19 protein-coding genes and 2 pseudogenes are annotated in these 22959 nt (G+C 64.4%); 15 read left to right on the top strand and 6 right to left on the bottom strand.

The window, feature by feature from the left end; genetic code table 11:
- Positions 1–6: 6 nt before the first annotated feature.
- From C8J26_RS12680 to C8J26_RS12645, 8 genes are all read left to right on the top strand, one after another.
- The gene (locus tag C8J26_RS12680; RefSeq protein ID WP_107958458.1) at positions 7–2217 is read left to right on the top strand and encodes a hypothetical protein; all 2211 of its coding nucleotides are present in this window, start codon (positions 7–9) and stop codon (positions 2215–2217) included.
- 23 nt (positions 2218–2240) lie between these two features.
- Positions 2241–3002: a hypothetical protein gene (locus C8J26_RS20115; RefSeq protein ID WP_146168827.1), complete on the top strand. Its 762-nt coding sequence runs from the start codon at positions 2241–2243 to the stop codon at positions 3000–3002.
- Between the two features lie 86 nt (positions 3003–3088).
- On the top strand, positions 3089–3622 hold the full coding sequence (locus C8J26_RS12670; RefSeq protein ID WP_107958454.1) for a hypothetical protein: 534 nt from the start codon (positions 3089–3091) through the stop codon (positions 3620–3622).
- A gap of 20 nt (positions 3623–3642) precedes the next feature.
- A complete protein-coding gene (locus C8J26_RS12665) occupies positions 3643–4026 on the top strand; it encodes a hypothetical protein (protein WP_244185294.1) in 384 nt (127 codons plus the stop codon).
- Positions 4027–4246: 220 nt separating this feature from the next.
- Positions 4247–4867 (top strand): lysozyme family protein, encoded by a 621-nt coding sequence (locus C8J26_RS12660; RefSeq protein ID WP_107958450.1) that lies wholly within the window; start codon positions 4247–4249, stop codon positions 4865–4867.
- A gap of 6 nt (positions 4868–4873) precedes the next feature.
- The gene (locus C8J26_RS12655) at positions 4874–5884 is read left to right on the top strand and encodes a phage head spike fiber domain-containing protein (RefSeq protein ID WP_107958448.1); all 1011 of its coding nucleotides are present in this window, start codon (positions 4874–4876) and stop codon (positions 5882–5884) included.
- Positions 5885–5893: 9 nt separating this feature from the next.
- Positions 5894–6295 (top strand): hypothetical protein, encoded by a 402-nt coding sequence (locus tag C8J26_RS12650; protein WP_107958446.1) that lies wholly within the window; start codon positions 5894–5896, stop codon positions 6293–6295.
- A 23-nt stretch (positions 6296–6318) separates the two neighbouring features.
- Complete coding sequence (locus C8J26_RS12645) at positions 6319–6687, top strand: hypothetical protein (protein ID WP_107958444.1); 369 nt, start codon at positions 6319–6321, stop codon at positions 6685–6687.
- Positions 6688–7128: 441 nt separating this feature from the next.
- Here the strand turns inward: C8J26_RS12645 and C8J26_RS12635 are convergent, their stop codons facing one another.
- Together C8J26_RS12635 and C8J26_RS20495 are read right to left on the bottom strand one after the other, a co-directional pair.
- The gene (locus tag C8J26_RS12635) at positions 7129–7317 is read right to left on the bottom strand and encodes a hypothetical protein (protein WP_107958440.1); all 189 of its coding nucleotides are present in this window, start codon (positions 7315–7317) and stop codon (positions 7129–7131) included.
- Entirely contained in the window at positions 7314–7463 is a 150-nt protein-coding gene (locus tag C8J26_RS20495; RefSeq protein WP_167398831.1) for a hypothetical protein, read from the bottom strand. The genes C8J26_RS12635 and C8J26_RS20495 overlap by 4 nt, the downstream gene beginning before the upstream one ends.
- A 404-nt stretch (positions 7464–7867) precedes the next feature.
- Between C8J26_RS20495 and C8J26_RS12630 the strand changes: the two genes are divergently transcribed.
- The 4 genes from C8J26_RS12630 (at position 7868) to C8J26_RS20490 (ending at position 9643) form a co-directional block, all read left to right on the top strand.
- Positions 7868–8677, top strand: coding sequence for a phage antirepressor KilAC domain-containing protein (locus tag C8J26_RS12630; protein WP_107958438.1), 810 nt, complete (start codon positions 7868–7870; stop codon positions 8675–8677).
- Positions 8674–8856 (top strand): hypothetical protein, encoded by a 183-nt coding sequence (locus C8J26_RS20660; protein ID WP_208631390.1) that lies wholly within the window; start codon positions 8674–8676, stop codon positions 8854–8856. The genes C8J26_RS12630 and C8J26_RS20660 overlap by 4 nt, the downstream gene beginning before the upstream one ends.
- Before the next feature lie 64 nt (positions 8857–8920).
- Entirely contained in the window at positions 8921–9361 is a 441-nt protein-coding gene (locus tag C8J26_RS12625) for an HIRAN domain-containing protein (RefSeq protein WP_107958436.1), read from the top strand.
- Positions 9362–9481: 120 nt separating this feature from the next.
- The gene (locus C8J26_RS20490; RefSeq protein WP_156359614.1) at positions 9482–9643 is read left to right on the top strand and encodes a hypothetical protein; all 162 of its coding nucleotides are present in this window, start codon (positions 9482–9484) and stop codon (positions 9641–9643) included.
- A gap of 968 nt (positions 9644–10611) precedes the next feature.
- Here the strand turns inward: C8J26_RS20490 and C8J26_RS12620 are convergent.
- Both C8J26_RS12620 and C8J26_RS20900 read right to left on the bottom strand, forming a co-directional pair.
- Positions 10612–11505: a flagellin N-terminal helical domain-containing protein gene (locus tag C8J26_RS12620; RefSeq protein WP_107958434.1), complete on the bottom strand. Its 894-nt coding sequence runs from the start codon at positions 11503–11505 to the stop codon at positions 10612–10614.
- Between the two features lie 582 nt (positions 11506–12087).
- The gene (locus C8J26_RS20900; RefSeq protein ID WP_244185314.1) at positions 12088–12282 is read right to left on the bottom strand and encodes a PilZ domain-containing protein; all 195 of its coding nucleotides are present in this window, start codon (positions 12280–12282) and stop codon (positions 12088–12090) included.
- A gap of 632 nt (positions 12283–12914) precedes the next feature.
- Here C8J26_RS20900 and C8J26_RS12605 point away from each other — a divergent pair.
- The 3 genes and pseudogenes from C8J26_RS12605 to C8J26_RS21170 all read left to right on the top strand — a co-directional run.
- The gene (locus tag C8J26_RS12605; RefSeq protein WP_107958433.1) at positions 12915–13667 is read left to right on the top strand and encodes a 4'-phosphopantetheinyl transferase family protein; all 753 of its coding nucleotides are present in this window, start codon (positions 12915–12917) and stop codon (positions 13665–13667) included.
- Positions 13668–13872: 205 nt separating this feature from the next.
- On the top strand, positions 13873–14196 hold the full coding sequence (locus C8J26_RS12600) for a hypothetical protein (protein WP_146168826.1): 324 nt from the start codon (positions 13873–13875) through the stop codon (positions 14194–14196).
- A 196-nt stretch (positions 14197–14392) separates the two neighbouring features.
- A pseudogene (locus tag C8J26_RS21170) lies at positions 14393–15559 on the top strand (beta-ketoacyl synthase N-terminal-like domain-containing protein); the annotation flags it as partial.
- Between the two features lie 123 nt (positions 15560–15682).
- Here C8J26_RS21170 and C8J26_RS12595 read toward each other — a convergent pair.
- Both C8J26_RS12595 and C8J26_RS12590 read right to left on the bottom strand, forming a co-directional pair.
- Positions 15683–20725, bottom strand: a pseudogene (locus C8J26_RS12595) (beta-ketoacyl synthase N-terminal-like domain-containing protein); the annotation flags it as partial.
- Between the two features lie 5 nt (positions 20726–20730).
- Positions 20731–22911 carry a beta-ketoacyl synthase N-terminal-like domain-containing protein gene (locus tag C8J26_RS12590; RefSeq protein WP_107958428.1) on the bottom strand — a complete coding sequence of 727 codons (2181 nt, stop codon included), beginning with the start codon at positions 22909–22911 and terminating at the stop codon, positions 20731–20733.
- Positions 22912–22959 lie beyond the last annotated feature (48 nt).

Raw genomic sequence — 22959 nt, 5'->3', positions numbered from 1 at the left:
GCTAATATGGCAGACACTGCAGCCCGCCTCGCGATTTGTGCGCGGCGTAACGAAGTCGCGCGGTTCACGATCGTCGTGACGGGAATCGATATGACCGGCGTAGCAATGGCGATGCAGATCCGCCTGGGCCGGGACGTCCCCGGAGCGCCGCTAATTTCGCTCCTCACCGTCACGACCCTCGCCGCAGAGGGGCTCAAGCTGGACAGCGTCACCACCACAAACGGTGTCCCGACCAGCGTCATCAAGGGCCGCATCAACGCGTCAACCATGACGGACGCCACCAAGGTTCCTTACACGGGCGAGGTCGGCGATAACACCGTGCTCGCCTATGCCATGCAGTGGACGATCGGCGGCGACGCGCAGACTCGGCTATACGGCGATTTCATCGTGGTGGCTTCAGCCTTTGGGTCAGACAACGCCCCGACCGATCGGCCCCCGAGTTATAGCGCGTCCGCATCCGCGGGCAGCGGGGCGAATAGCGGGTCAGTGCAGTTCGGTGACCAAATCGTTCAAGTAAGCATCAATGGCTTTGAGATCCTCGCGCCGCTGATTGCGAATGCTAGTACTTCAGCGAGCCGATCCGAAGCTGCTGCTGCTCGGGCTGAAGCCGCACTTCGGAACGCAAACCCGGATGGTTTCGTAACGGGTGATGTCCGGTTGGCCTTGGCGGTTGATGCGGACGGCTATGTCGCGGCATGGTTCGATGCTGACGGTGCGCTTCATGCTCGACTGGCCGACGGCACGGTTCAAGGCGAGACGATCAAGGTCTTCACGGGGGACGTCGCGGCAGGCTTTGTCGACATGGATGGCTATGTCGCCGGCGCGCTTAATGCCAACGGCTTCCCGGTGATCGTCAACGGTCCTTTCGCTGCGCGAGTAACGGGAACGGACGGCGCCCGTGATATTGTCCTCACCGACGCCAGCGGCAGTGCGTATCTGACCTATGGCGAAGGCGACAGTACGTCACCGACAGTCCAGGGCGACCAGATCGCATGGCTGCGCGGTACGGCGATGAAGTCTCGCGACATCAGCGCGCGCGCGGTCGTTTCGGCTGGCGTGTCGACGGTCGCCATGATTGCGGGATACGGGCAGTCGAACAGCGTGGGCGGTGATCCCGGCCCGATCGGTTTGGACCGCGTGCCGCTCGATCCAGGTCGCGGCATCATGTTCCCGGGCGGCATCGTTCCGGCACGTTATGGTGAACTCGTGACCGAGGCCGACCTTGGGCAGATGCTCGACCTGTCCGGCCCCGCCCGTGACAATCTGCCAGCGATCGGCCCGCGTCTCGTGCACGGGTATATCGGCGCCCTGCCGGCGACGCAGGCGGTCGCATATGCTTCTTCGGGGGTGCGCGGCCTGCGCTATGATCAGTTGAAGCCGGGCTCGCCGTTTTGGGCCAACCTGATCCGCACGATCGTGGTTGCCAAGCTCCAAGCATGGCGTGCGGGTCTCGCGTTCACGGTCGACGCAATGCCCTACGTCCAGGGTGAGTCGGATTTCGTGACTGCGACGACGGCCTCCTACAAGGCCAACCTGTTCGAGATGCGCGACGCCTTCCGCATCGCCGTGCGTGCGATCACCTTCTCGGCAACGGCCGCGCCGCCGATCCTGATCGTCCAGCCGTCCAGCTGGACCGCTGCGGCGTACAAACTGACGACGGCGCAAGTTCCGCTCGCCCAGATGGCGGCGATGGCGGACGACGCTGCGTCATTTGCGGTGGTCGGTCCGATGTACCCGCTGACCCATATGGCTGATGGCCTACATCCCGATGCCGAAGGGCAGCGCCGCATGGACGAGATGATCGGAGACGGTCTGGCGCGGATGGCGCGCGGCGCGGGCGCGGCGGGCCTGTATGTCACCGGAGCGACGCGGAGCGGGGTGACGATCACCGCGACGTGCCGTCTCCCTGAGGGCGGAGCGCTGGCGATCGACACGACGCTTGTCAGCAACCCCGGGCAGCTGGGCGTCCGTTACGTCAAGTCCGATGGCAGTGAGGTCGCGATCAGCAACATCGCTGTCAGCGGCGCGACGATCACGCTGACGTTGGCAACGGCAGTCGCAGGGACCCTCCGCTTCGCACTTGACGGCACGGCCGGGCAACCGGCCGGGCCAACGACCGGCGCGCGCTGCTGCATCCGCGACACCTTCGCCGCGGCCAGCGCCAACGGCCAACCTCGATACAACTGGATGCTGCATCACGCGATCGGCGTCGCCTAACCTTCCTCCGAAAGGACTTTTCCATGACCATTGCACGTCTAGTACGGATGCCTGACGGCTTCCGGTGGCCCGCAGCTGCGCGTGCGCGGATGCCGAGGATTGATGTCTCGGACTTCGCCGTCGAGCTTGCTCGACTGGCTGGCGCGAGCGGGTTGGTCCACCTGTTTGATCCTGCCGACTATTCGGTGACCAACGGTGTCGCCCTTGATCGAGCATCGGGAACGACCTGGTCGCGCAAGGATGCAGGCGGAGATGGCCCGGCAGTTTCATCGATCAACGGGAAAACGGCTTTGTCGTTCGTTCGCGGGACGTCGCGCCGGCTAGTTTCGTCGGCCGTCCGGCCCGCCGGTTCGTTCTCCGTAGCGATGGCATGGACCATCGCCGCAGGCGACGCCGCGGCCCAGCCCTGCACCATCATGGCAAGCGGCAACAACTCGGCAGGCTACAACAACAGCGGGCAACTGATCTTCACGATCGGCGGTGATCAGATGCCCTGCGGTGAAGCGCCCGGCACGCACGTCGGCATCTTCTCGTATGACGAGGCGACCAAAGAGATCGCGTACATCCGTCGTAACGGCACCGTCGCTAATCGCTTCACGAGTCCGTCTGCGGCCGGGGCTGGCGATCGGTGGAACATCGGCGGGTGGTTCTTCGACGGCAACGATCCGACGATGAAAGCCGGGCGGTTCATGGTCTTCAACAAGGCCCTTCATCTCGACGCGAACCTGCCGACCGGGGCCGCCCTGCTCAATCTGCTCGGCACCGAATACAACGTCGCCAACTGAGCCTGAGCAGCGCTGAGGCGCGCTCTCCGCCGCGATCATCCGGCATTCGCCAGCCCGACAGGCGGCCTCGACGAAGGAACAGACCGATGAACAATAGCAGCCTCGCGGCCCAGGCGGTCGCGAATGGACCCATGACGCTCGCTCCCCCTAGCTTCGATGGCCACGGCTGGCTCGTCGTGGTCAATCTCGCTGGCATGACGGCAGTTTGCGTCGTCGCCGCGATGTTCGCCGTCGATGCGTGGATCGCGTGGCGGCGCAACCGCGCGCGGGATCTCTGGAATCACCCCGTCACCATCTGGCGGGTTGCGGGCTTCTGCTTCGCGCTGGCGATCGTCATCCGCTGCGGCGGCGAGGCGGTCTCGCTCTGGAACTGGAACCCGCGCGACCCGGCCGCGACCGGCTGGTTCCTCACCCTCAAGCGGTTCATGGACCCGTTCGCGTTGCTCTTCGGCGTCACGGGGTTGGGCATGTTCTATCTGTCGTCTCGCGGAATGGTCGCGCAGCTGCGTCGCCGCCCGTTCCCGATTGATATGTGGGCGAGCCTGCCAATGCTGAAGCGGCCAGCCGCGATCGGCGTACTTAGCCTCATCGCCGCGATCGGCGTGGTCTCTACTCGATGATTTGGAAAGCGGGGGCCACCATGGGGGCATTTCTACCGGTCGCTGCGGCGGCCATCGCAAGTGACCGCGGTGCGGTCGTTACTGCTTCGGGCCCGGCGATCTGGTATTTCGTTGGTTATCCATTCGAGGCCGGCAGCATGATTGCGGCAATCTGCGCGTGCCTGGCGGTGCGGTTCTACGTGGTACAGACCGGACGTGAGCAGCATCGCTGGACGGTCGACCTCCCAGTGACTGTGCTTGTCGTCATGTTTTCCGCTGCCGGCGTGATCCGGATGCGTCCAGACCCAGCTCTGGCCCTGATGATCGGTACGGGGCTCGGTGCGCTAGGCGCGGGCATCATCTCAATTGCGCTCGGTTGGGTCCGCAAGACGTTGCCGGGGGGCGAAGACAAGCCTGCGGCGTAACGGCCCGCATCACCGGGGGGCGATGGCGGGCCGACCGAGCTGCGTTGGGGTTAGCTCAGCGACCGGTGAACGCCCTGCCCTGAGAATGTTTCCGAGGTAACGGCCCGCCTCAAGCGCCGTGTGAATCGCGAGGCGGGCCGGCCCGAGCACGTGGGAGCGCCACCCTGGCACTCTCCGAACAGTCCACCAGCCGAATAGGCTCACACCCGAAGGAATAAAGATGACGACGGCATCAAAGTCGGCGGCTGCCTCTGCGCGTCCTGCGCACGGGCTGGCGGCGCCGGCAAAATTCTTCGCGGCGATTCGCCCGCTGTTCGGGGCGATGACGAAGGCGCAGGTCGAGGGCATCCAAGCGAAGCTTGCCGCATTCGCTGCGCAGGGTTCGCCCCTGGCGCATGTCGCGTACGGGCTCGCCACCTCGTTCCACGAAACCGCCCAGCGCATGCAGCCGATCCCAGAGATCGGACGCGGCCGAAACTATCCATATGGCAAGCCGGGCAAGCATGGCGGTCAGATTGCCTACGGTCGCGGCGATGTCCAGCTGACGTGGGACTATAACTACGAGCGGGCAGACGACGAGCTCGGGCTCAAGGGCGCGCTTACGTCCAACTACGATCGCGCGCTCGAGACCGATATCTCGGCGAAGATCATGGTGCTGGGCATGACCGAGGGCTGGTTCACGGCGCGGAAGTTCAGCACCTACCTACCCGCGAAGGGGGCGGCCACTCCTGTCCAGTTTACTTCCGCGCGCCGCATCATCAACGGGATCGACCGCGCCGAGAAGGTAGCGGGGTACGCGATGTCTTTCCAAGCCGCGCTCGTCGCTGGCGGTTGGGCCTAATTCCAAATGGCAGGGTTTTCCTTCGCCGCAGGGATCCTGCCGTCGGGTGCCACGGTAACCCGTGCGGCAGGGCCTTACTCGTTCACTGGGTCGAATGGACTGACCCAGTTCGGCAGCGCGGCGAATGTCGCGCGCTTCGATTTCGATCCGGTGACGCTGGCGTGCCGCGGTCTTCTGCTCGAGCCCCCGCGGACGAACTATATCGTCAGCGATGCCGCAACGATTCCCCTCGCGCAAAATATCGGATCGACATGGGTCGCTAACACGGGGGTCGCGCCAGACGGCACCACGACGGCAGACCGTCTCGTCAACACCAATGCGAACACCTCCCACGGCTTCGTATTGAACGCCTCGTCTAGCCGCCCCGCCGGGCCGCTGACATTGTCCGCATTCGCCCAGGTGTCCGGCCTGCCCCGGTTTGGGCTGCGGGCCTACGACGGCGCGAAGTATTTCCACCGCGGCACCTTCGACCTGACGACTGGAACGGTCGGTGCTCTAGGCGGCGTGGGGACAGCTGCGATCGTCAGCTACGGCAGCGGGCGGTATCGGTGCTCGACGTCCGGCACCTCGGCTGCGGCCGTCCAGACATACATCATGGAGGCCGGCACCTCAGCTTGGACGGTCCAGCAGACCTCGCAGGGTGATGGCGTCTCTGGCGTCTATGTTTCGGGCGTGCAGCTGGAGGATGGCCTTGTCGCCACCTCGTTCATCCCCGCGCCTACCGCGCCGGCCACACGCCCGGGCGAAACCCTGTCGCTGAACTGGGCTCCCCAAGGGGTCACCGACGGCCTCTACAGCGTCCTCTACACCTTCGCCGACGGCACGATGCAACCGGTCCAGCAGCAGGTCACAGGGGGCGTGTCGACCATCAGCCCGGCAAGCCTGAACAGCTACACGATCCGCTCGGTCAGCATCCTGCAAACGCCCGCGAGCCGCACAATCAGCTTGGGCGATAAGGCCCCTCGATCTGCAACGCTGGTCGACACCGGCAGCCGCAGCGCAACGATCCTAACCTGAGGAAGAGCTATGCCAGTTCCAGCATCCGCACCGGCGTTCGAACAGCCGGTCGATCCCTCCGACGTGCAGGAGTTCGTCGTCACGCTATCGCAGGGCGCGCTCGACGCGAAGCCTGCACCGTTCCTGATCACCGGCGAGGCGGTCGCGTCTTTCGTCCTGGCCGTGTCGGTTGAGTCCGCGGCCGCGGGGCTGTCGATCCGGAGTGACAGCGGCTACGCCCCGACGTGCGTCGGCAACAAGATCACGTTCTGGCCGGTCATCGCAGCGGGGCAGCAGTCGGCGACCATCTTCGACGGCGATGGCGTGCGCCTGGGCGTCGACCTGACCATCACGACGAACAACGTCCCCCCACGCATCAAGCAGCGGACCCTCGTGCTGCGGGTGGCGCAGCAGTACGGCACCCTCGCGTGACGGGGCATCGGAAAGGATCGGCGATGATCATCGGCACCGTCGACAACTCTGCCACGGCCAGAATTGACTTCCCGTTCTTTACTGGTCCCGCCGGGATCCGCCAGTTGACCGATGGCCGGCTTCTCATCGCTTTCATGATGGCATACTTGCCCGATAAGCATGACCAAGATCGTCGCCAGGCGGAGACTAACGGGCTCAATCTTGCACCAGAGTCAGGTGAGGGTGACGCGGATTTGAGCGTATTCGCTGAGGGCATTTCCGGGCGAGGCCAGGTTGGCGATCAGTCATGTGAGGTGGAGCCGCTGCCGACTATATCCAGAGCAACAGGCATGGTCACAATGTATGTTCGCCCTTCGCAATCCGAACCGACGGCAGAGGCATCGGCGGGGTAGGCAGGCCGGAACTCGTCATCGGGTACGATATGTCGTTCCAAGCTGCGCGGGTCGCTGGGGGTTGGGCTTAGGGTCCGCCCTCCCCTTTGCTAGGGCCTCAATCAGGTTGATGTCGTGAGGGACGCCGATGTCCTGGCAGATGCGAGAGAACTGTGTGCCTGCCCACGTCACCCTGAAGTCAGGCGGGTGGCGATCTCGACCGAGCAGCGTCAGCCAAAGGCTGTCGAACGGATCGCGATTCTTAGAAAGGCACAGGCTGTAAAGGTAGGCGAGCGCTAACCGCACGCCATGCTCAGGCGGTTTCAGCGAGCCCGCGGTCTGCAATCGTCGGATCGCGTCGTCCAATACGACTAGCGCGATGAACGTCGTTCGGTTGGGCTCAGACACGGCAATCGGCTCCGACTCGTCAGATCCCCGGGCTACACCGTTCCGCGTTTGTTCTCAATTGGCACCCCGCGATTGCGCGTCGCTGATCGCGTCAACCGCTGCAGCGACCCGGCGCCAGTCCTCGACCGCGACCCTGTCGCCTATCGCGTCGCTGATCTGGTCGATGATATAGTCTGCCGTCATCGCCCCGTGTTCGGCGAGAATAGCTCCGGCTTTCATCCAAACATCGCGATCGGTCATCATATGTCGAGGTTACGCCGCTCAATCTCAGCGAGTAGGGCGTTGGCCTCGGCACTCTCTGGTGATCCGTTGGTCTGCTGATATGCCTCAAGCAGGCTTTGATCGTCGAGAAACTCGATGACGTCGGGATGCAGGGGCTTTTTGCTCATCACGCTAGCCTATGCGCGGTCGACCGATTCGGGCAAAATATCTGCTGCTTCCGACTGCGATCTGCTCAACTCGTCGCACCATTTGGCACCAACAGTTCTCGAACGGCACACGTGGCTTGACAGTCGGTGTGCCGGATGTTCGGAATATGTTCTTGCGAAGAAGGGTCGGCCCGCTTGTCCCTACCCTTTGATATCCGGTATATCATGACCGGTATCGCATCTTGGTCGGAAACCCCGACCTGACTAGTTCCCGCCACGCGGTTTCCGCAATGGTAATCGGTGCAGGGATCTCCAGCGCCGTGGACGACCGAGAGGGCATTTAGCCCTGAGAAGCATCCCTCTCGGTCGCCTTTCCCCAGCAACAGCGGTGTTCAAGCCCGCGCACTAGAAGGACATGAACCAGCATGCCCGAATCAATCGATACACCGAACGGCATCTTCCTGAAACCCGCAGATACGACCGACCTCGACAAGCAAATGCTCGTTAAGTCGGGCAACGGGTCTGATGGGCAGCAGCCCACCATGTCGAGCCGTGAAATCGCCGAACTCGCCGGCAAAGAGCATCGGCACGTCCTGCGCGACGGCGAAGTCATGCTCAAAGCGCTTGATCTGCCGGTCGAGGGGTATGTCCAGAACTGGACGCACCCCCAAAATGGGCAAACCTACAGGGAGTTGGCGCTGCCCAAGGATCTGGCGATCACACTGGTCTCTGGCTACGACGTGAAAACCCGTCACAAGATCGTCGTGCGGTGGCAGGAACTTGAAACGCGAAGATTCCAGCCAGCGCCGGCCGTCCTCTCTCGAATGGACCTGATCCAGCTGGCGCTCGCGGCCGAGCAGGAACTTCAAGCCGAACGAGGCCAGCGTTTGCAGCTTGAAGTCGTCAACGCGGAGCTGGCGCCCAAGGCTGACGCTTTCGATCTCATCGCCGCGAGTGACGGAAGCGTCACTTTCACTCAGGCGACGAAGGTTCTTGGTGTCAAGATGGCAGTCCTGACCGCTTGGTTGAACGCCAACCGATGGGCATATCGCCAGAACGGAAGCTGGGTCGCGTATCGACCGCAAATCGAAAATGGTCGCCTGGAATACAAGGAGGCCAATTATACGGACCAGAAGACCGGCATGCCGTGTTGCCGGCCTTATTGTCACATCACTCCGAAGGGGCTTGCAAAGCTCGCGACGGTGTTCGCAGGCGAACTGAAGCGTGCGGCATGAGCGTTGTCGCGCTCCGTAAGGAGTGGGTCGAAGTATGGTTCGGTCGCTTGGACGGAAGCCCACGGTGGTTTGTCGAGCACTGCTTCGACGGCGGCAAAATGATCGTGTCTGATCGCGCTTCGGAAACCGAAGCCATTGCAGATGCTCGTGACTTCGATTTGCCTGTAATTCGCGTTTAGGTCCTGGGCGGTCCCTCATCGGGCCGCCCTTTCGCTATCTGACGCCGCAGGATACATCGATCACATGGACGAACTCACCACCTCCATTGTCGGCATCGACTTCCCGAACGAGGATGCGAGCAAGAGCAACCGTCGGATGGAGTGCATGATGTGCGCGCCGGGCGACCTGGTCGAACTACGGCTCGAGCCGACCAACCCGTTCGACTCGAACGCCGTCGCCATCTTCAGCGATCGCGGCACGCAGCTGGGCTACGTCAGCGCCGAGCGCGCGCCCCTGATTGGCAAGCGGATGAAGGAAGACGACGCGACCGCGGTCTTCCAGGCGATGCACGGGAACGGGGCCTATATCCGGATCCGGTTCGGAGGTGAGTTGCCTACCCTGCCCCCGCCCGTCCCCGACGGCGAGAAACGTCCGCCACCCCGCCAGATGCGGCCGGCGCAGCGACCGGTGTACGATCCCCACGCGTTCTACCCTGATGACGAGGGCCCGGAGTTCGGTGCATGATCGGGAGCCCGCGCAACGGTGCGATACTGCCATCCTGACAAGCAGATTGGTACTTTTAGCAAGGCAGCGTAGTAAAAATGCGTCATGCCACGTAAAGGTTGATGCCGCTACCTATGTCACATGACTAAGACGCCCAAAGAATTGCGCGAGCAGGCGCAGGAATATCGAGATCTTCACGCGAGCATGGCAGGAACCGTGCTCAGCGACGCAATTGAGCAGGTCGCAGAAGCGCTTGATCGATCAGCGGACACACTTGAGGCCGAACAATCGCACCCGTCCTGAGGCACAAGTTCCCTGTGCCGTCCGGGGGGCCAGCTTCGATACCGATGAACGCAAGACCGTAGCGCGTCAGCGGCGCACAGTTGTCGAATCAGGCCTCATATCTAGCGTTACAGCCCCTATCGAGGTTACGAGCTCATTCGGTGCGCCAATTGGGCAGACGTCTATAGGCAAACCAAGGAACGAGTTTAGCGCCTTAGGTTTATACCCAAGGACGCGTTCGGTATCATCAGCTAGTTGCTGTATCGATCCAATGCGAAGCCGCCAACTGATGGTGTGCTCGCCTCGTTGCCCCGCCTGCACGAACGCATCGCGCAGGGTATTTCGTATCCCCATGGGAGCTCGAATAAAGCGCCACGAGCGCTACCGCAATATCCCGGCTGATCGTAGCCGTTCTTTAAATGCCGGCGTAGTTATATCCATTCCTCGCCACGCTGGAGCTTAGCGATAGCTTGCTGCCCAACAGCTGTAGCGGCCGCGTCTGTTAAACCGTCCGCCAAAGCCAAGGCGTCTTCCGGTGTCATCGCCAACGGTCCTGATACATCGTTGAGAAAAACAAATCCGTCTTCAGCTTCGACGTTCGTAGGCAAGCGCTCGGGTTCACAAGCCATAATCGGTTCCAATCAAGGCTCGAACGCGACGCGCGCCTTTGCGGGCCCACCACCGACGGAAGTTGGTCGGAAATGACTTGAGGTATCACCTCACCCGCACTCAATTTTGATGAGGGCGGGTCGGAGTTCGGGGCTTAGATGGCACCCGCATTAAGATACGTGATGCGACAGGCCAAAATGACCTCTGACGACGCGAGTGCTCGTTTGACGGGCTATAGATGAAGGTATTGTCCGTTGCCCTCACTGCCGGTAAGGAAAACCCGAAAACCCCGGCAGCTTAGACTGCCGGGGCTCGCCATCCGGATCACACGAACAGCGGAAATACGCGACCGTTAAGTTGGGGGCAACGGTCGCGTAAACTTAGCCGAGAAGCTTCAGCACGCTCTGCTGGCTCTGGTTAGCCTGGCTGAGCATCGCGGTCGATGCCTGGCTCAGGATCTGCGCTTTGGCGAGAGCAGTCGTTTCTGCCGAGAAGTCGGTATCTTCGATACGGCTCTTGGCATCTGACAGATTGGTCGCGTTCGAGGTCAGGTTGTTAACCGCCGACTGAAGCTGGTTCTGAGCAGCGCCAAGCGACGCTCGACGGTTGGACACGAGGGAAATAGCATCGTCGTAGTTCTGCAGCGTGCCCCCCGCCGCGACGGTCGTCGTGCCATTCGTGGTCGTAGCAACGACCACCGTGCCGACGCCGCCGCCGGTCAACGTGGAGCCGGAACCAGTCGCGGCCTCGCTCAGGCTGCTCCCGAGGTTCAGGTCGATAGAGTCGCTTGCGTTTGCACCAGCCTGCACCTTGATCGTCTTCGCCGTGGTGGTCGTGGCAGGAGCTACAGCGGCCGTGCCATCGAACAGTTTGACGCCGTTAAAGCTCGTGTTCGTGAGGACGTTCGAAATCTGCTTAGCAAGCGCGTCCTGCTCGGTTTTGATGTTAGCGATGTCACTCGTCGAATACGTACCGTTAGACTTCTGAACTTCGAGCTCACGCATGCGCTGTAGGTTATTGCTGACCTCGTCGAGTGCGCCCTCGGCGGTCTGCGCCATCGAGATGCCGTCGTTCGCATTGCGGACGCCCTGGTTCATGCCCTTGATCTGCGAAGTCATTGACGACGAGATGGCGAGGCCAGCGGCATCGTCCTTGGCAGAATTGATGCGCTTGCCGGTCGACAGGCGCTCCATCGACGTGGCCAGCATGTTCGAGGCCTTGGTCGACGCATTGGTCGCACGAAGTGCAGAGACGTTAGTACCGATTACAGTCATGAGAATCTCCGTGATCTTGGACGAAACACGCCGCTTGCGCGGTCATGCAGATCTGACGAAGGGAATAACGGTCGATTCCAGCTGGACTTAAGGCGTTACTCAAATTTTTTCGAGGCAGCGCACTCCTCGAAGCCGCCCTCATCTTGCCTGTAAACGTTCAGTGCAAGGTGGTCGGTATCACCCCGATAGCAGCCTTTATGAGCGCCCCGACGACCTTCAAATCCAATTGTATCGCCAGCGCTCGCAAGTGCCATAGGCCCTCGACAAGATCCGCAATTGTCCTTCCCTCGCGTTCCCTCATTGTCGGACACTGAGGCAGTTGCACACCTCTGTCGACAACCAATGTTCGACCACGCTTCGCACCCATCTTTATTTGCAGTTCCCCTAGTAAATAGTAGAAGCATGCACGAGTTCGGCAGCACCCTGAAACCATTAAATTGTCTCGATCCTGTGGCTGGGGCGTAGCGCTCGGTGCCTTGTCCGCCAAAAGTGCTTGGATAACATCGGAGCTTACTTGATCATCGAATTGACATCCCGCGTTGTAGTCATCTGCCCATTTCACGACTGCTGAAACTCGACCGATCAGGGGAGGGTGAGCCATATCTTTGCTCCAACCTTCAGGGCGGAATACGTTCGGAGCCGAACGCCTCCGATAGATATATCGGCAACCCTACAAAGGGTGCGGCGCGACCCGTCGAGTTCAGCATCAAGGGCAATCGGCGACCGCGCCGACCGCCGTCTGTTTGCTTCCTTTGGTTCGAAATCTGCACTGAACATTCCGAACAAATAGGTAATCGATGCTGACTCTTCACCGCCGGAATATGAGGCAGCCTGACTCTTTTCGATCCAAAATGAACGCATTCATTGTTGCCCGCCAGTCGCGGCATCATCGACCATCTCGACGGTACGCGGGACACTTTGAGGACCGATCACCATTCCGACAAATTGACGCTTCCCTCGGCAGGTCAACGCGGTACAGAACGAGAATCTATCGGATGACGCGTTGAAAACATTGAAGAAACTGCTGACTCTTAATCAGCGGGTCCTTGGTTCGAGCCCAAGTGCGTCCACCATTCTCCTTAAACGATGTATTACCGAGCGGTTGCTACGTGCAGCCCCCAGTCCAGCGTAGGGCGCGCGCTCTCAAGTGCGAACGGCTACCCGAAAGCCGTTACCTCAATTCTCACGAAACAGTCGGTGGGTCGATCGGACAGTCGGGCCGTACTCGCGCTCGCCACCACGGTTCGCGTTGATCGTGACCCCGGGGAGCGGCGCGGTGTGAGCACTGTACGGATCAGGACCGATACCGTGCCGGCAGGCTAGACTCTGCGATGCAGCCGCCTGTAGCTTGGCGGCATCATCGGCAGGACGTCCTATCGCGGGGCGGGGACTGAAAGGGGCGACGGCGCATGCTTCGATCCGCAACGCCGTTCCGGTCACCCGCCCCTGGCGCCGCAGTCCTCGCCGATGCGGCGGGACAAGCACTCTCCACCATCGACGTCTGGACGATATCGCTCGACGCAGGCAGTGCGGATGTCGTCGCGGCAGCGGCCGTGCTCGACGCAGCGGAGCGTGCGCGCGCCGCACGGTTCGTCTTCGAACGCGACCGCACCGCATTCACGATAGCGCGCGCGGCGCTGCGCCATATCCTCGCAGGATATGTCGGCCTCCCCGCGGATCGGGTGCCACTCAGCACGGGTACCTTCGGCAAACCCCAGTTGGGCGCGCCCTGCCACCTGACCGGCGTTCAGTTCAACGTGGCGCATTCGGGGCAGCAAGCGCTCGTCGCGGTTACCCGGCAGCGCGCCATCGGTATCGATATCGAGCATGTCCGTCCGATGCACGATCTCGACGGGGTCGCGGCGATCGTTCTCAGCCCGGCCGAATATCGCGTGTTCACGGATTGCACGCCGGACGATCGGCTGGAGCTCTTCCTGAGCGCCTGGACCCGCAAGGAGGCCTATCTCAAGGCACGGGGCGAAGGCCTCGCCCGCTCCCCGACATTGTTGGAATGCAGCGCATTGCTGGGCGGCGCCGAGACGATACGTGACCCGGATGACGATTCGGCAGCACGGCGCTGGTCGGTAATAACGTGGTGCGAGGCAGACTACAGGGCCGCATTGGTCGCAGAAGGTCCGCTCGACACCATCACATTCAAGTGAGTACGATTTTGCGCGGCAGACAGAGCACTTGCTTCGTATGCGCAAGTACTTGCGGATTTGGTTCATCCATATCTGCGGCGTTTCGATCTATTTTGACTGCGACTCATGCTGCCATCTTCGAAGCGCGATGATACGAAGTCATCAGTAGCCGCTACGGTTGCTGGAATCGTTAGATGTCGCGTTTATCCTATTGAAAGGACAGCAAATGGCTAGCACGCAAACAATGGACGGTAACACAGCCCTGGCGCGGACTGCTCTGGTTGCCGGGGAAGTCCTGATTCCGGGCACCAGCAACATCATCGCGGGGAATATCGGCGCGGGTCTCGGAACCTTGGTCGGTACCGGTGTCGCGATCGCGGTTCTCGCACCACTCTCCCCGCTCCTCGCCGGCCTCGCCGCCATCGGCCTCCGGATCAACTCGTACAAGCTGGCGACCACCGGCACGAGCATGATGACGAGCGTACGGGACATCATGCCGTCTTTCGACGCGCCCAAGAACACCGGCACCGCGCCCAAGACGGCGAACTAATGCCCCCCTGCCCCTGGCCGGTAGCGTCGACCGCGCTGGCCAGGGTGGGACGGCTCACCGCCTAGGAAGAGCCCACGGCTTGATCGCAGCTAGGCTGACGATCGCGCGCCTAGCCCGCTTTCACCTTTCGCACCCCGGTCAAGCGCCGGCCCGATCACCGAATCGATCCTTGTCTCAGGGGAGGGGCTGTATCGCCATGGATGCTGCGAGCCGCGATCACTATGTCGAAGCGTTGCGCAAAGCGTCGGCGCACATAAGGGCGCTGACGGCGGATCAGGCCGCGCGCGCGCTGGAGCGGCCGATCGCCATCGTCGGCATGGGCTGCCGCTTTCCCGGCGGCGCCAATGATCCCGAACGATTCTGGACCCTGCTCGAACGCGGCGGTGATGCCGTGGCAGAGATACCCGTGGACCGGTTCGATCTCGATCGCTGGTGGAGCGCGGACCCCGATGCGCCGGGCCACATCTACGTCCGCGAAGCCGCGCTGATCGACGACGTCCGCAGCTTCGACCCCGCCTTCTTCCGGATCACGCCGGCCGAAGCCGAAGCGCTCGACCCGCAGCAACGCCTGCTGCTCGAAGTCAGCTGGGAAGCGTTCGAAGACGCCGCGATCGACGTGCGTCGGCTCGCGGGCAGCCGCACCGGCGTATTCATCGGCCTGTCGAACTATGATTACATCCAGGCGCATGTCCATTCGGGCGATCCTGCGCGTATCACGGCCTATTCGGGCAGCGGGGTGATGTTCAGCACCGCCGCGGGGCGCCTGTCCTATTTCTACGATCTGCGCGGCCCCTGCATCACGCTCGACACCGCCTGTTCCTCGTCGCTGGTCGCGCTCGATGCGGCGATCACCGCACTGCGCCAGCGGGACTGCGACGTCGCGCTGGCTGGGGGCGTCAGCCTGATGCTGTCCCCCGACAGCAGCGTCGCCTTGTGCAAGGTCAAGGCGCTGGCGGCAGACGGTCGCAGCCGGGCGTTCGACGATGACGCCACCGGCTATGGCCGTGGCGAAGGCTGCGGGCTCGTCGTCCTTAAGCGACTGAGCGACGCGGTGCGCGATGGCGACCTCATCCACGGCGTCCTCGCCGGGTCCGCGGTCAATCATGATGGTCGCAGCAACGGCCTCACCGCCCCCAACGGGCTGGCGCAACAGGCGGTGCTGCGGTCGGCGCTGGCGGATGCCGGGATCACTCCCGACCGGATCGACTATGTCGAGGCACATGGTACGGGCACGCCGCTCGGCGATCCGATCGAGTTCGGCGCGCTCGATGCGGTCTTCGGAGACCGGCCGCGCGCGCAAGGTTTGAAACTGGGTTCGGTCAAGACGAATATCGGCCATACCGAAGCGGCAGCGGGGATTGCGGGAGTGATCAAGGCGGTGCTGGCGATCCGCCATCGCACGCTGCCGCCCAGCATCCACTTCGACACGCCCAACCGCGGCGAGATCGAACGGGCGATACAGCGCGTGCGGGTCGCGCGCCCGCACCTGCGCCTCGTCCCAAATGCCGATCTTCCCCATTTCGAGGAAACGCCCACCGGGCGCGAGCACGTCGAAGCTGGCCGCGATGAAGCTTCCGCTCAGCGAATTGAGCACCATCGTCACCCCGCGGCCGTCGGTGGCGCGCCGGATCTGCTCGACAAAATCGAGGGTGCGCGAACTCAAGATATGCGTGACGCCCATCGCTTCGAGCACCGCGCGTTTCTCGGGCGAGCCGACCGTCGCGAACACCTCGGCCCCGGCCGCCAGCGCAAGCTGCACCGCCGCCATCCCGACGCCACCCGCCGCCGCGTGGATCAGCACGCGATCACCGCGCTGCATGCCCCCCAAATGATGCAGCGCATAATAGGCGGTCAGCAACGCGGCGGGCAGCGCCACCGCGGTCACGGCCGACATGTCCGCGGGTTTCCTGACGACCAGCGCGCAGTTGACCGTGACATGACTACCGATACAGCCCGGTGCCGCCAGCGCGATCACGGTATCGCCCAGTGCCAGTCCGCCCGCCGCATTACCCAGCGCGACGATCCTGCCGACCGCCTCGAATCCGAGCAGCCCCGCTTCTCCGGGATATTGCCCCAGCGCGTTCAGCACGTCGCGAAAGTTGAGGCCGGCGGCGAGAACCTCGATCTCGACCTCGTCCTTGCCGGGCGCCGCGCGCGCAAGCCGTGCAAACCGCAAATCGTCGAGCGTCCGGAGCGGCCCCCGATCGAGCCTGTATTTCTGCCCCTCGGCAAGCTTCGGCAGCGCCTCTTGCCGACGATCCGTGGACGGCACCAGCCGCGCGGCAAAGACCTGCCCACCGCGGCGGATCGCAAGCTGGTCTTCCCCGCCGGGATGCGCGACCAGCGCCGCCAACGCAGCGATGCCGGCGGCGTTCGCCCGCGGGTCGACGTCGATCAGCCCGCCCCACAATTCGGGCATTTCCGACGCGATCGCGCGTCCGAAACCCCAAAGTGCGGCCCCCGCGAGCATCGGCCGGGTCGCACCCGCATCCTCCGGAACCACCGCCTGCGCTTGCCGGCTCAGCAGCCACAACCGTGCCTCCACCGGTATCGCGCCACGGTTGAGCGCCTGCACCACGGGCAGCACCGCGGCGAGCGTCGCGCGCGTTTCCGCAACCGGATCGACGCCCGACTCCTCCGCGACAAACACCACCGTCACCCGCGCTATCGCGCGCCGCGCCAGCCATGTTTGGACGGCACGCGCGAAATCAGCACCCGGTTCCAGGACGAGGCATTCGCCGCCCGATGCGACGATATGCGCCGCCAATGCGCCACCCCATGCATTGCCGGCGTCGCCCCCGGACAGGACCATCCAGCCGCTCCCCTGCAGCTCGGCGTCGGCGGTGATGGTGATCGGCTGCCACGCGATCCGCTGGACACGCTCGCGGTCGTCGTCGCGCATCTCCTGGTACAGCGTCGCGCGATCGGTCCGCTTGAGCAGGAACCCCTCGATCGCCAGCACCGCCTCGCCTTGCGCGGTGCACGCCAGGATCTCGGCCTTGACCACTTCGCCGCCCACCTCGACCCGGCTGTGGCAGAAGAGCGGCTGGTCCAGGCTGCCGTACAGGGCGACCCGGGCCATGTGCAGCGGGATCAGGACGCTCTCGCCGTCGAGAAGATGGCCGGCGGATCGCTCGCATGCCGGCAGGACGGTCTGCAGCATCGAATCGATCAGTCCCGGATGGATCGCCTCGCCATCGATCGGCTGCGGTGCGGCGATCCGGCACAGCGCCTCGCCATCCCCCTTGGCGATCTCGCGGATGCACTGGAAGTTCTCGCCGGTCTTGTAGCCGAGCGTCTCGATCAGCGCGTAAAACTCCGCGGGTGCCATCGGCACGGTGCAACGGCGGCGGAACGCGTCCAGGTCGACCCGATCGGGCCTGCCCGGCATCGCCGTCATGCAGCCTTCCGAGTGGACGGTCCACACGTCTCCCGGTGCGTCGACCGCCTGGCTGGCCACGGTGTACACCGGCGCGGGGTCCCCCGTCATGCCAAGCTGGACCAGTCGCGGCGCGGCCGCCTCGATGACGAGAGGCGCGGTAAACGACACATCCTCCAGCCCGCGGCCATGCCCCGCCGCGGCAAACGCCATCGACAGATGCGCGGCGGCAGGGGAGATGATCACACCGAAGATCTGGTGCTCCACCAAAAACGACGGCGCCGCCGCAGTGAACAGCGCCTGATAAAGCGCAGCCCCGCTCGGCAACAAGCGCGAATGGATGCGCTGGCCGAGATACGGATGCGCATGGCCCGCACTCACGATCGGCGCATGGCGTCCGGCATCGACGATCGGCGCGCGATAATAGCGCGTCCGCTGGAAGGGATAGGTCGGCACCGCCACCCGCGCGCGGTGGCGGTGATAGACCGCTTTCCAGTCGATATCGACGCCGCTGGCGTAAAGCCGCGCGAGGCTCTGTAACGTCGAGCGGCGGTCATCGTCCGCCCCCCGCACGAGCGTACCCAGGAACTGGCGCCCTTCCGGATCGATCGATTGCTGCGCGAGCCCGGCCAGCACGGGCGCCGGGCCATATTCGAGAAACTGCGACACGCCGTCTTCGGCCAGCGCGGCGGCGGCGGCGGCAAAGCGCACCGTTGCACCAATCTGCCCTGTCCAATAGTCGGCGCATGCCATCTCGTCGGGGCCTGCGCGGCGGCCCGTGACGGTCGAGACGATCGGCATGCTCGCGCTCCCGAACGGGCGCGCGGCGACGTTTACGAAGTCCGCGACCATCGGCCGCATCAGCGTCGAATGGAACGCATGCGACACGCGCAACGGCTGCGCCCGGATGCCGCGCTGCTCCAACTCCGCGAGCAGCACGCGCACCGCCTCGGCCGGGCCGGAAACGACGACATCGTCTGGCGTATTGACCGCGGCCAGCGAAATATCCGTGCTGGACGTGAGGAACTGCGTGATCTTCTCCTCGCTGGCGAAGACCGCCGCCATCGCGCCGCCGTCGGGAAGTGCCTGCATCAGCCGGCCCCGCGCGCATACCATCTCGATCGCGGCGTCGAACGACAGGATGCCGGCGACGTGCGCCGCGGCGAATTCGCCGATGCTGTGACCGCACACGACCTGCGGCACGACGCCCCAGGATTCCAACAGCCGATACAGCGCCAGCTCGACCGCGAAGAGCGCCGGCTGCGCAAACCCCGTCTGCTGAAGCTCGGCATCGCTCGCGTCATCGCCATAGAGCAGATCGACCAGCCGCCGTCCGAGGCGATCCCCCACCGCCGCGTCGCAAGCGTCGATCGTTGCCCGAAACACCGGTTCGCCGGCATAGAGGCCACGTCCCATGCCCGCATATTGCGATCCCTGCCCCGTGAAGAGCCCGGCAATCCGCGGCCGCGTCCCACCGCTCCCGGTAGCGACCGCGCGGTCCGGCTTGCCCTCCACGAACGCGGTAAGCCCGGCGATTAACTCCTCGGCATCGCGCCCGACAATGGCCACCCGCTGCGCCATATGGTGCCGCCCCGCAGCTGCGGTGGCCACACCCGCCGGGATGGGCGCCGTCGGTACCGACAGCCATTCCCGCCAGCGCGTGGCAAGCGCCACCAGGCCTTCCTCGGTGCGCGCCGACAGCGGCAGGATCAGCGCTTCGCCCTCACCCATCTCGGGAAAGGCGCCGGCCTTGTCCTCAAGCAAAGGCGCCTCTTCCAGGATCACATGCGCGTTGGTGCCGCTGAACCCGAACGAGCTGACCCCCGCGCGCCGCGGCCGATCGCCGCGCGACCAGGCGGTCCGCTCGGTGACGACCTTGAAGGGATAGCGCCCCCAGGGGATGTGCTGGCTCGGCCGGTCGAGATGGAGGTGCGCAGGAATTTCCTCGTGGCGAAGACATTGCACCGCGCGGATCAGCCCCGCGATTCCGGCGGCCGCCTCCAGATGCCCAATATTCGATTTGACCGTGCCCAGCACGACGGGGCGATCGACGGGACGGTCGAGCATCACCCGGCCGATCGCCTCGACCTCTATCGGGTCGCCCAGCGACGTCCCGGTGCCGTGCACCTCGATATAGTCGATATCGGCGGGCATCAGTCCGGCGCGATCGAGTGCTTCGCGGATGACGCGCTCCTGCGCCAGGCCATTGGGTGCCGTCAGCCCGTTGCTCTTGCCGTCCTGGTTCACGGCGGACCCGCGGATCACCGCCAGGATGCGATCGCCATCGGCCTGCGCATTGGCGAGCCGCTTGAGGACCACCATGCCCCCGCCTTCGCCGCGACCATAGCCATCCGCCGACTCATCGAAGGTCTTGCACAAGCCGTCGGGCGAGATCGTGCCCAGCTTCGACGACGCGATGTGGAAGACCGGCGACAGCATCAGGTTGATCCCCGCCGCCAACGCGACGTCGCTTTCGCCCTCCCGCAGGCTCTGGCATGCGAGGTGGACCGCGACGAGCGAGGAACTGCAGGCGGTGTCGACCGCCAGGCTCGGCCCCTCGAACCCGAACGTGTACGAGATACGGCCAGCCGCCGGCGCCATGCAGGTCCCCGTCAACGAATAGCCGTCGATCAGTTCGAGCCGCCCCGAATGGCGATGCGCCTGCGCATAATCGTCGCTCGAGATCCCGACGAACACCCCCGTCGCGCTGCCCCGCAAGCTGGTCGGGTCGACGCCCGCATCTTCGAGAGCCTCCCACCCCAGTTCAAGCAGCAAGCGCTGCTGCGGGTCCATGCTCAGCGCTTCCTTGGCCGAAACACCGAAGAACGGCGCGTCGAAGGCATCGACCGCGATGTCCAGGAAATTGGCCTGCGCGGCATGCGTCCGCCCCGGCGTGTCCGGCGCCGCACTGTAGAATTGCGATTCATCCCAGCGATCGGCGGGGATCGGACCCGCGGTGTCTTCGCCGCGGCACAGGAGCGACCACAGCGCATCGGGATCGTTGGCGCCCCCCGGCAACCTGCACGCAATCCCGACAATCGCGATCGGCTCTGCGCGCCGCGCCTCAAGGCTGGCGACACGCGCCTGCGTACGCTTGAGCGCGATGAACGTCTTCTTGAGCGTGTCGACGTTGGTGTCTTGGGCGGTCATGTCCGTCATAGCCTGTCCACTTCACGATCGATGAGGGCCGCCAGGTCATCGGCGGAAAGCGCGTCCAGAAACTCGAAATCGCGATCGGGCTCGGCCGGCGGCGCGACGAAGGCGCGGCGCGTGGCGGCGGGGCGTGCCTCGCCCGCAAGCAACCCCGCGATGCGGGCGAGCGTCGGATAGTCGTAGAGCAACCCGACCGGCAGCGTCCGCCCCGTCGCGCGCTCGAGCTGGCGGCGCAGTTCGACCCCCAGCAACGAGGTAAAGCCCTGCTCCTGCAACGGCACATCCTCGTCCAGCGCGGGGGAACCGCCAAGCACCGTGCGCGCATGATCGCGTACCAGCGCCCGCCAGTCGTCGATGCGATCGGGCAACCCGGCGGGTCCATCCCCGGGCTGGCGCTCCACCGTGGGCGCGCGCGCGGTTTTGCCCGCTAGGTCGATCCAGTGACGCTGCGGATCCAGCGGATGGCCCGGCATCGCGACGAACCGCGCGCCCAGCGGTTGGTACAACCGTCGCCAGTCAACCGCATCCCCGGCCTCCCAGGCCAGTGCAAGCGCGCGCAACCGCCCCTCCAGCAGCGCGCGATCCTCCCCCGATTGGACACGCGATTGCGTAGCCCCCTCACGCAGCGTTCGTACGATCGCCGCCACATCATCGCCAATCACTGCCCACCGATGGGGAAAGCCAGTGCGCCCCACCCCTAAGGTGAACGCCGCGTCGACCAACGTTCGCGGCGCCGCCTCCAGCCAGTCTGCGAGCGTGATGGCCATCGCCGAGAGCGCGGCGGGTGTTCGCGCCGACAGCGGCAGGATCACCACCCCCGCCATCCCCGCCATCCCCGCGGCATCCCGGCTTGGTGCGGGCGGCGCCTGTTCGAGGATGATGTGCGCGTTCGTACCACTGAAACCGAACGAACTGACGCCCGCGCGGCGCGGTCGATCGCGTGCGGGCCAATCCATCGTCGCCGACGGGACGCGCATCGCGACCGTCGCCCAGTCGACATGCGGCGTGGGGGCATCGAGGTGCGGGTGACCGGGGACCACGCCCTTCTCCAGCGCCAATACGCTCTTGATCACGCCGGCCAGCCCGGCCCCGGCTTCGAGATGGCCGATATTCGTCTTGACCGATCCGATCAGCAGCGGCGTCGCCGGATCGCGGGTCTTCGCATAGCTTTCGGCCAGCGCCTTGAGCTCGATCGCGTCGCCCAACGGCGTTCCGGTTCCATGCGCCTCGACATAGTCGATATCGTCGGCATTGAGCCCGGCATCCCTGTGCGCGCGGGCGATGACCCGGCTTTGGGCAACGCTGCTCGGCGCGGTCAGCGTTGCCGTGCGGCCATCCTGGTTGATCGCCGATCCACGATAGAGCGCCAGGACGGCGTTCGCATCGCGTCGCGCCGCGTCGAGCGGCTTGAGCACGAGCGCCCCCGCTCCCTCGGCGCGGACATAGCCGCTGGCGGCCGCATCGAATGCACGGCAGACGCCGTCGGGCGCGAGCAGGTTCATCGCTTCGAGACACGCGAACAGATTGGGCCGCAGCAAGGCATTGACGCCAAGCACCAGCGCCGCCTCGCATTCTGCGTTGCGGATCGCCTGGCGCGCGAGATGCAGCGCGACGAGCGAGGAGGAGCAGGCGGTATCGACCGCGAGGCTCGGCCCGGTCAGACCGAAGCTGTAGGACAGCCGCCCTGCCGCCGCCGCGAACGATGCCCCGGTCGCGGTAAAGGAATCGGTACCAGCGCCGGGATACCACAACCCGCGCCCCTGATGATCGGCCGTGCTGATCGCGACGAACACGCCGATGTCGCGTCCGGCCTCTGGATCCGCGACGATCCCCGCGGCTTCAAGCGCGCGCCAGCCGACCTCGAGCAGCAGCCGCTGCTGCGGATCGAGCGCGCGTGCTTCGGCCGGGGACATATCGAAAAACGCAGCATCGAAATGTTCGGGAAACGACGCATCGAGGAAGCCGCCGAACCGGCCCACGGCGTCCTTCGTCGCGATCGGCGTCTCCGGCCAGCGCCCAGCCGGCACCGGCCGTACCGCCGAACCACCCCGTTCGAGAAGCTGCCACAAACCCGCCGGATCGTCACAGCCGCCAGGATAGCGGCACGCCATACCGACGATAGCGATACTATCCCCATCGGCGGGAACAGCACGAACCTCGTCCGATACTTGACGGTAATACATGCCCCCTGCCTTCCACACCTAGGTCAGTAAGGCCTCATTGCATGCGGA

Origin of the sequence: Sphingomonas aurantiaca (genome assembly GCF_003050705.1) — a bacterium.
GTDB lineage: Bacteria > Pseudomonadota > Alphaproteobacteria > Sphingomonadales > Sphingomonadaceae > Sphingomonas > Sphingomonas aurantiaca.
Note: the sequence above shows the minus strand (reverse complement) of the source record. Positions and strands in the feature narration are given on the sequence as shown.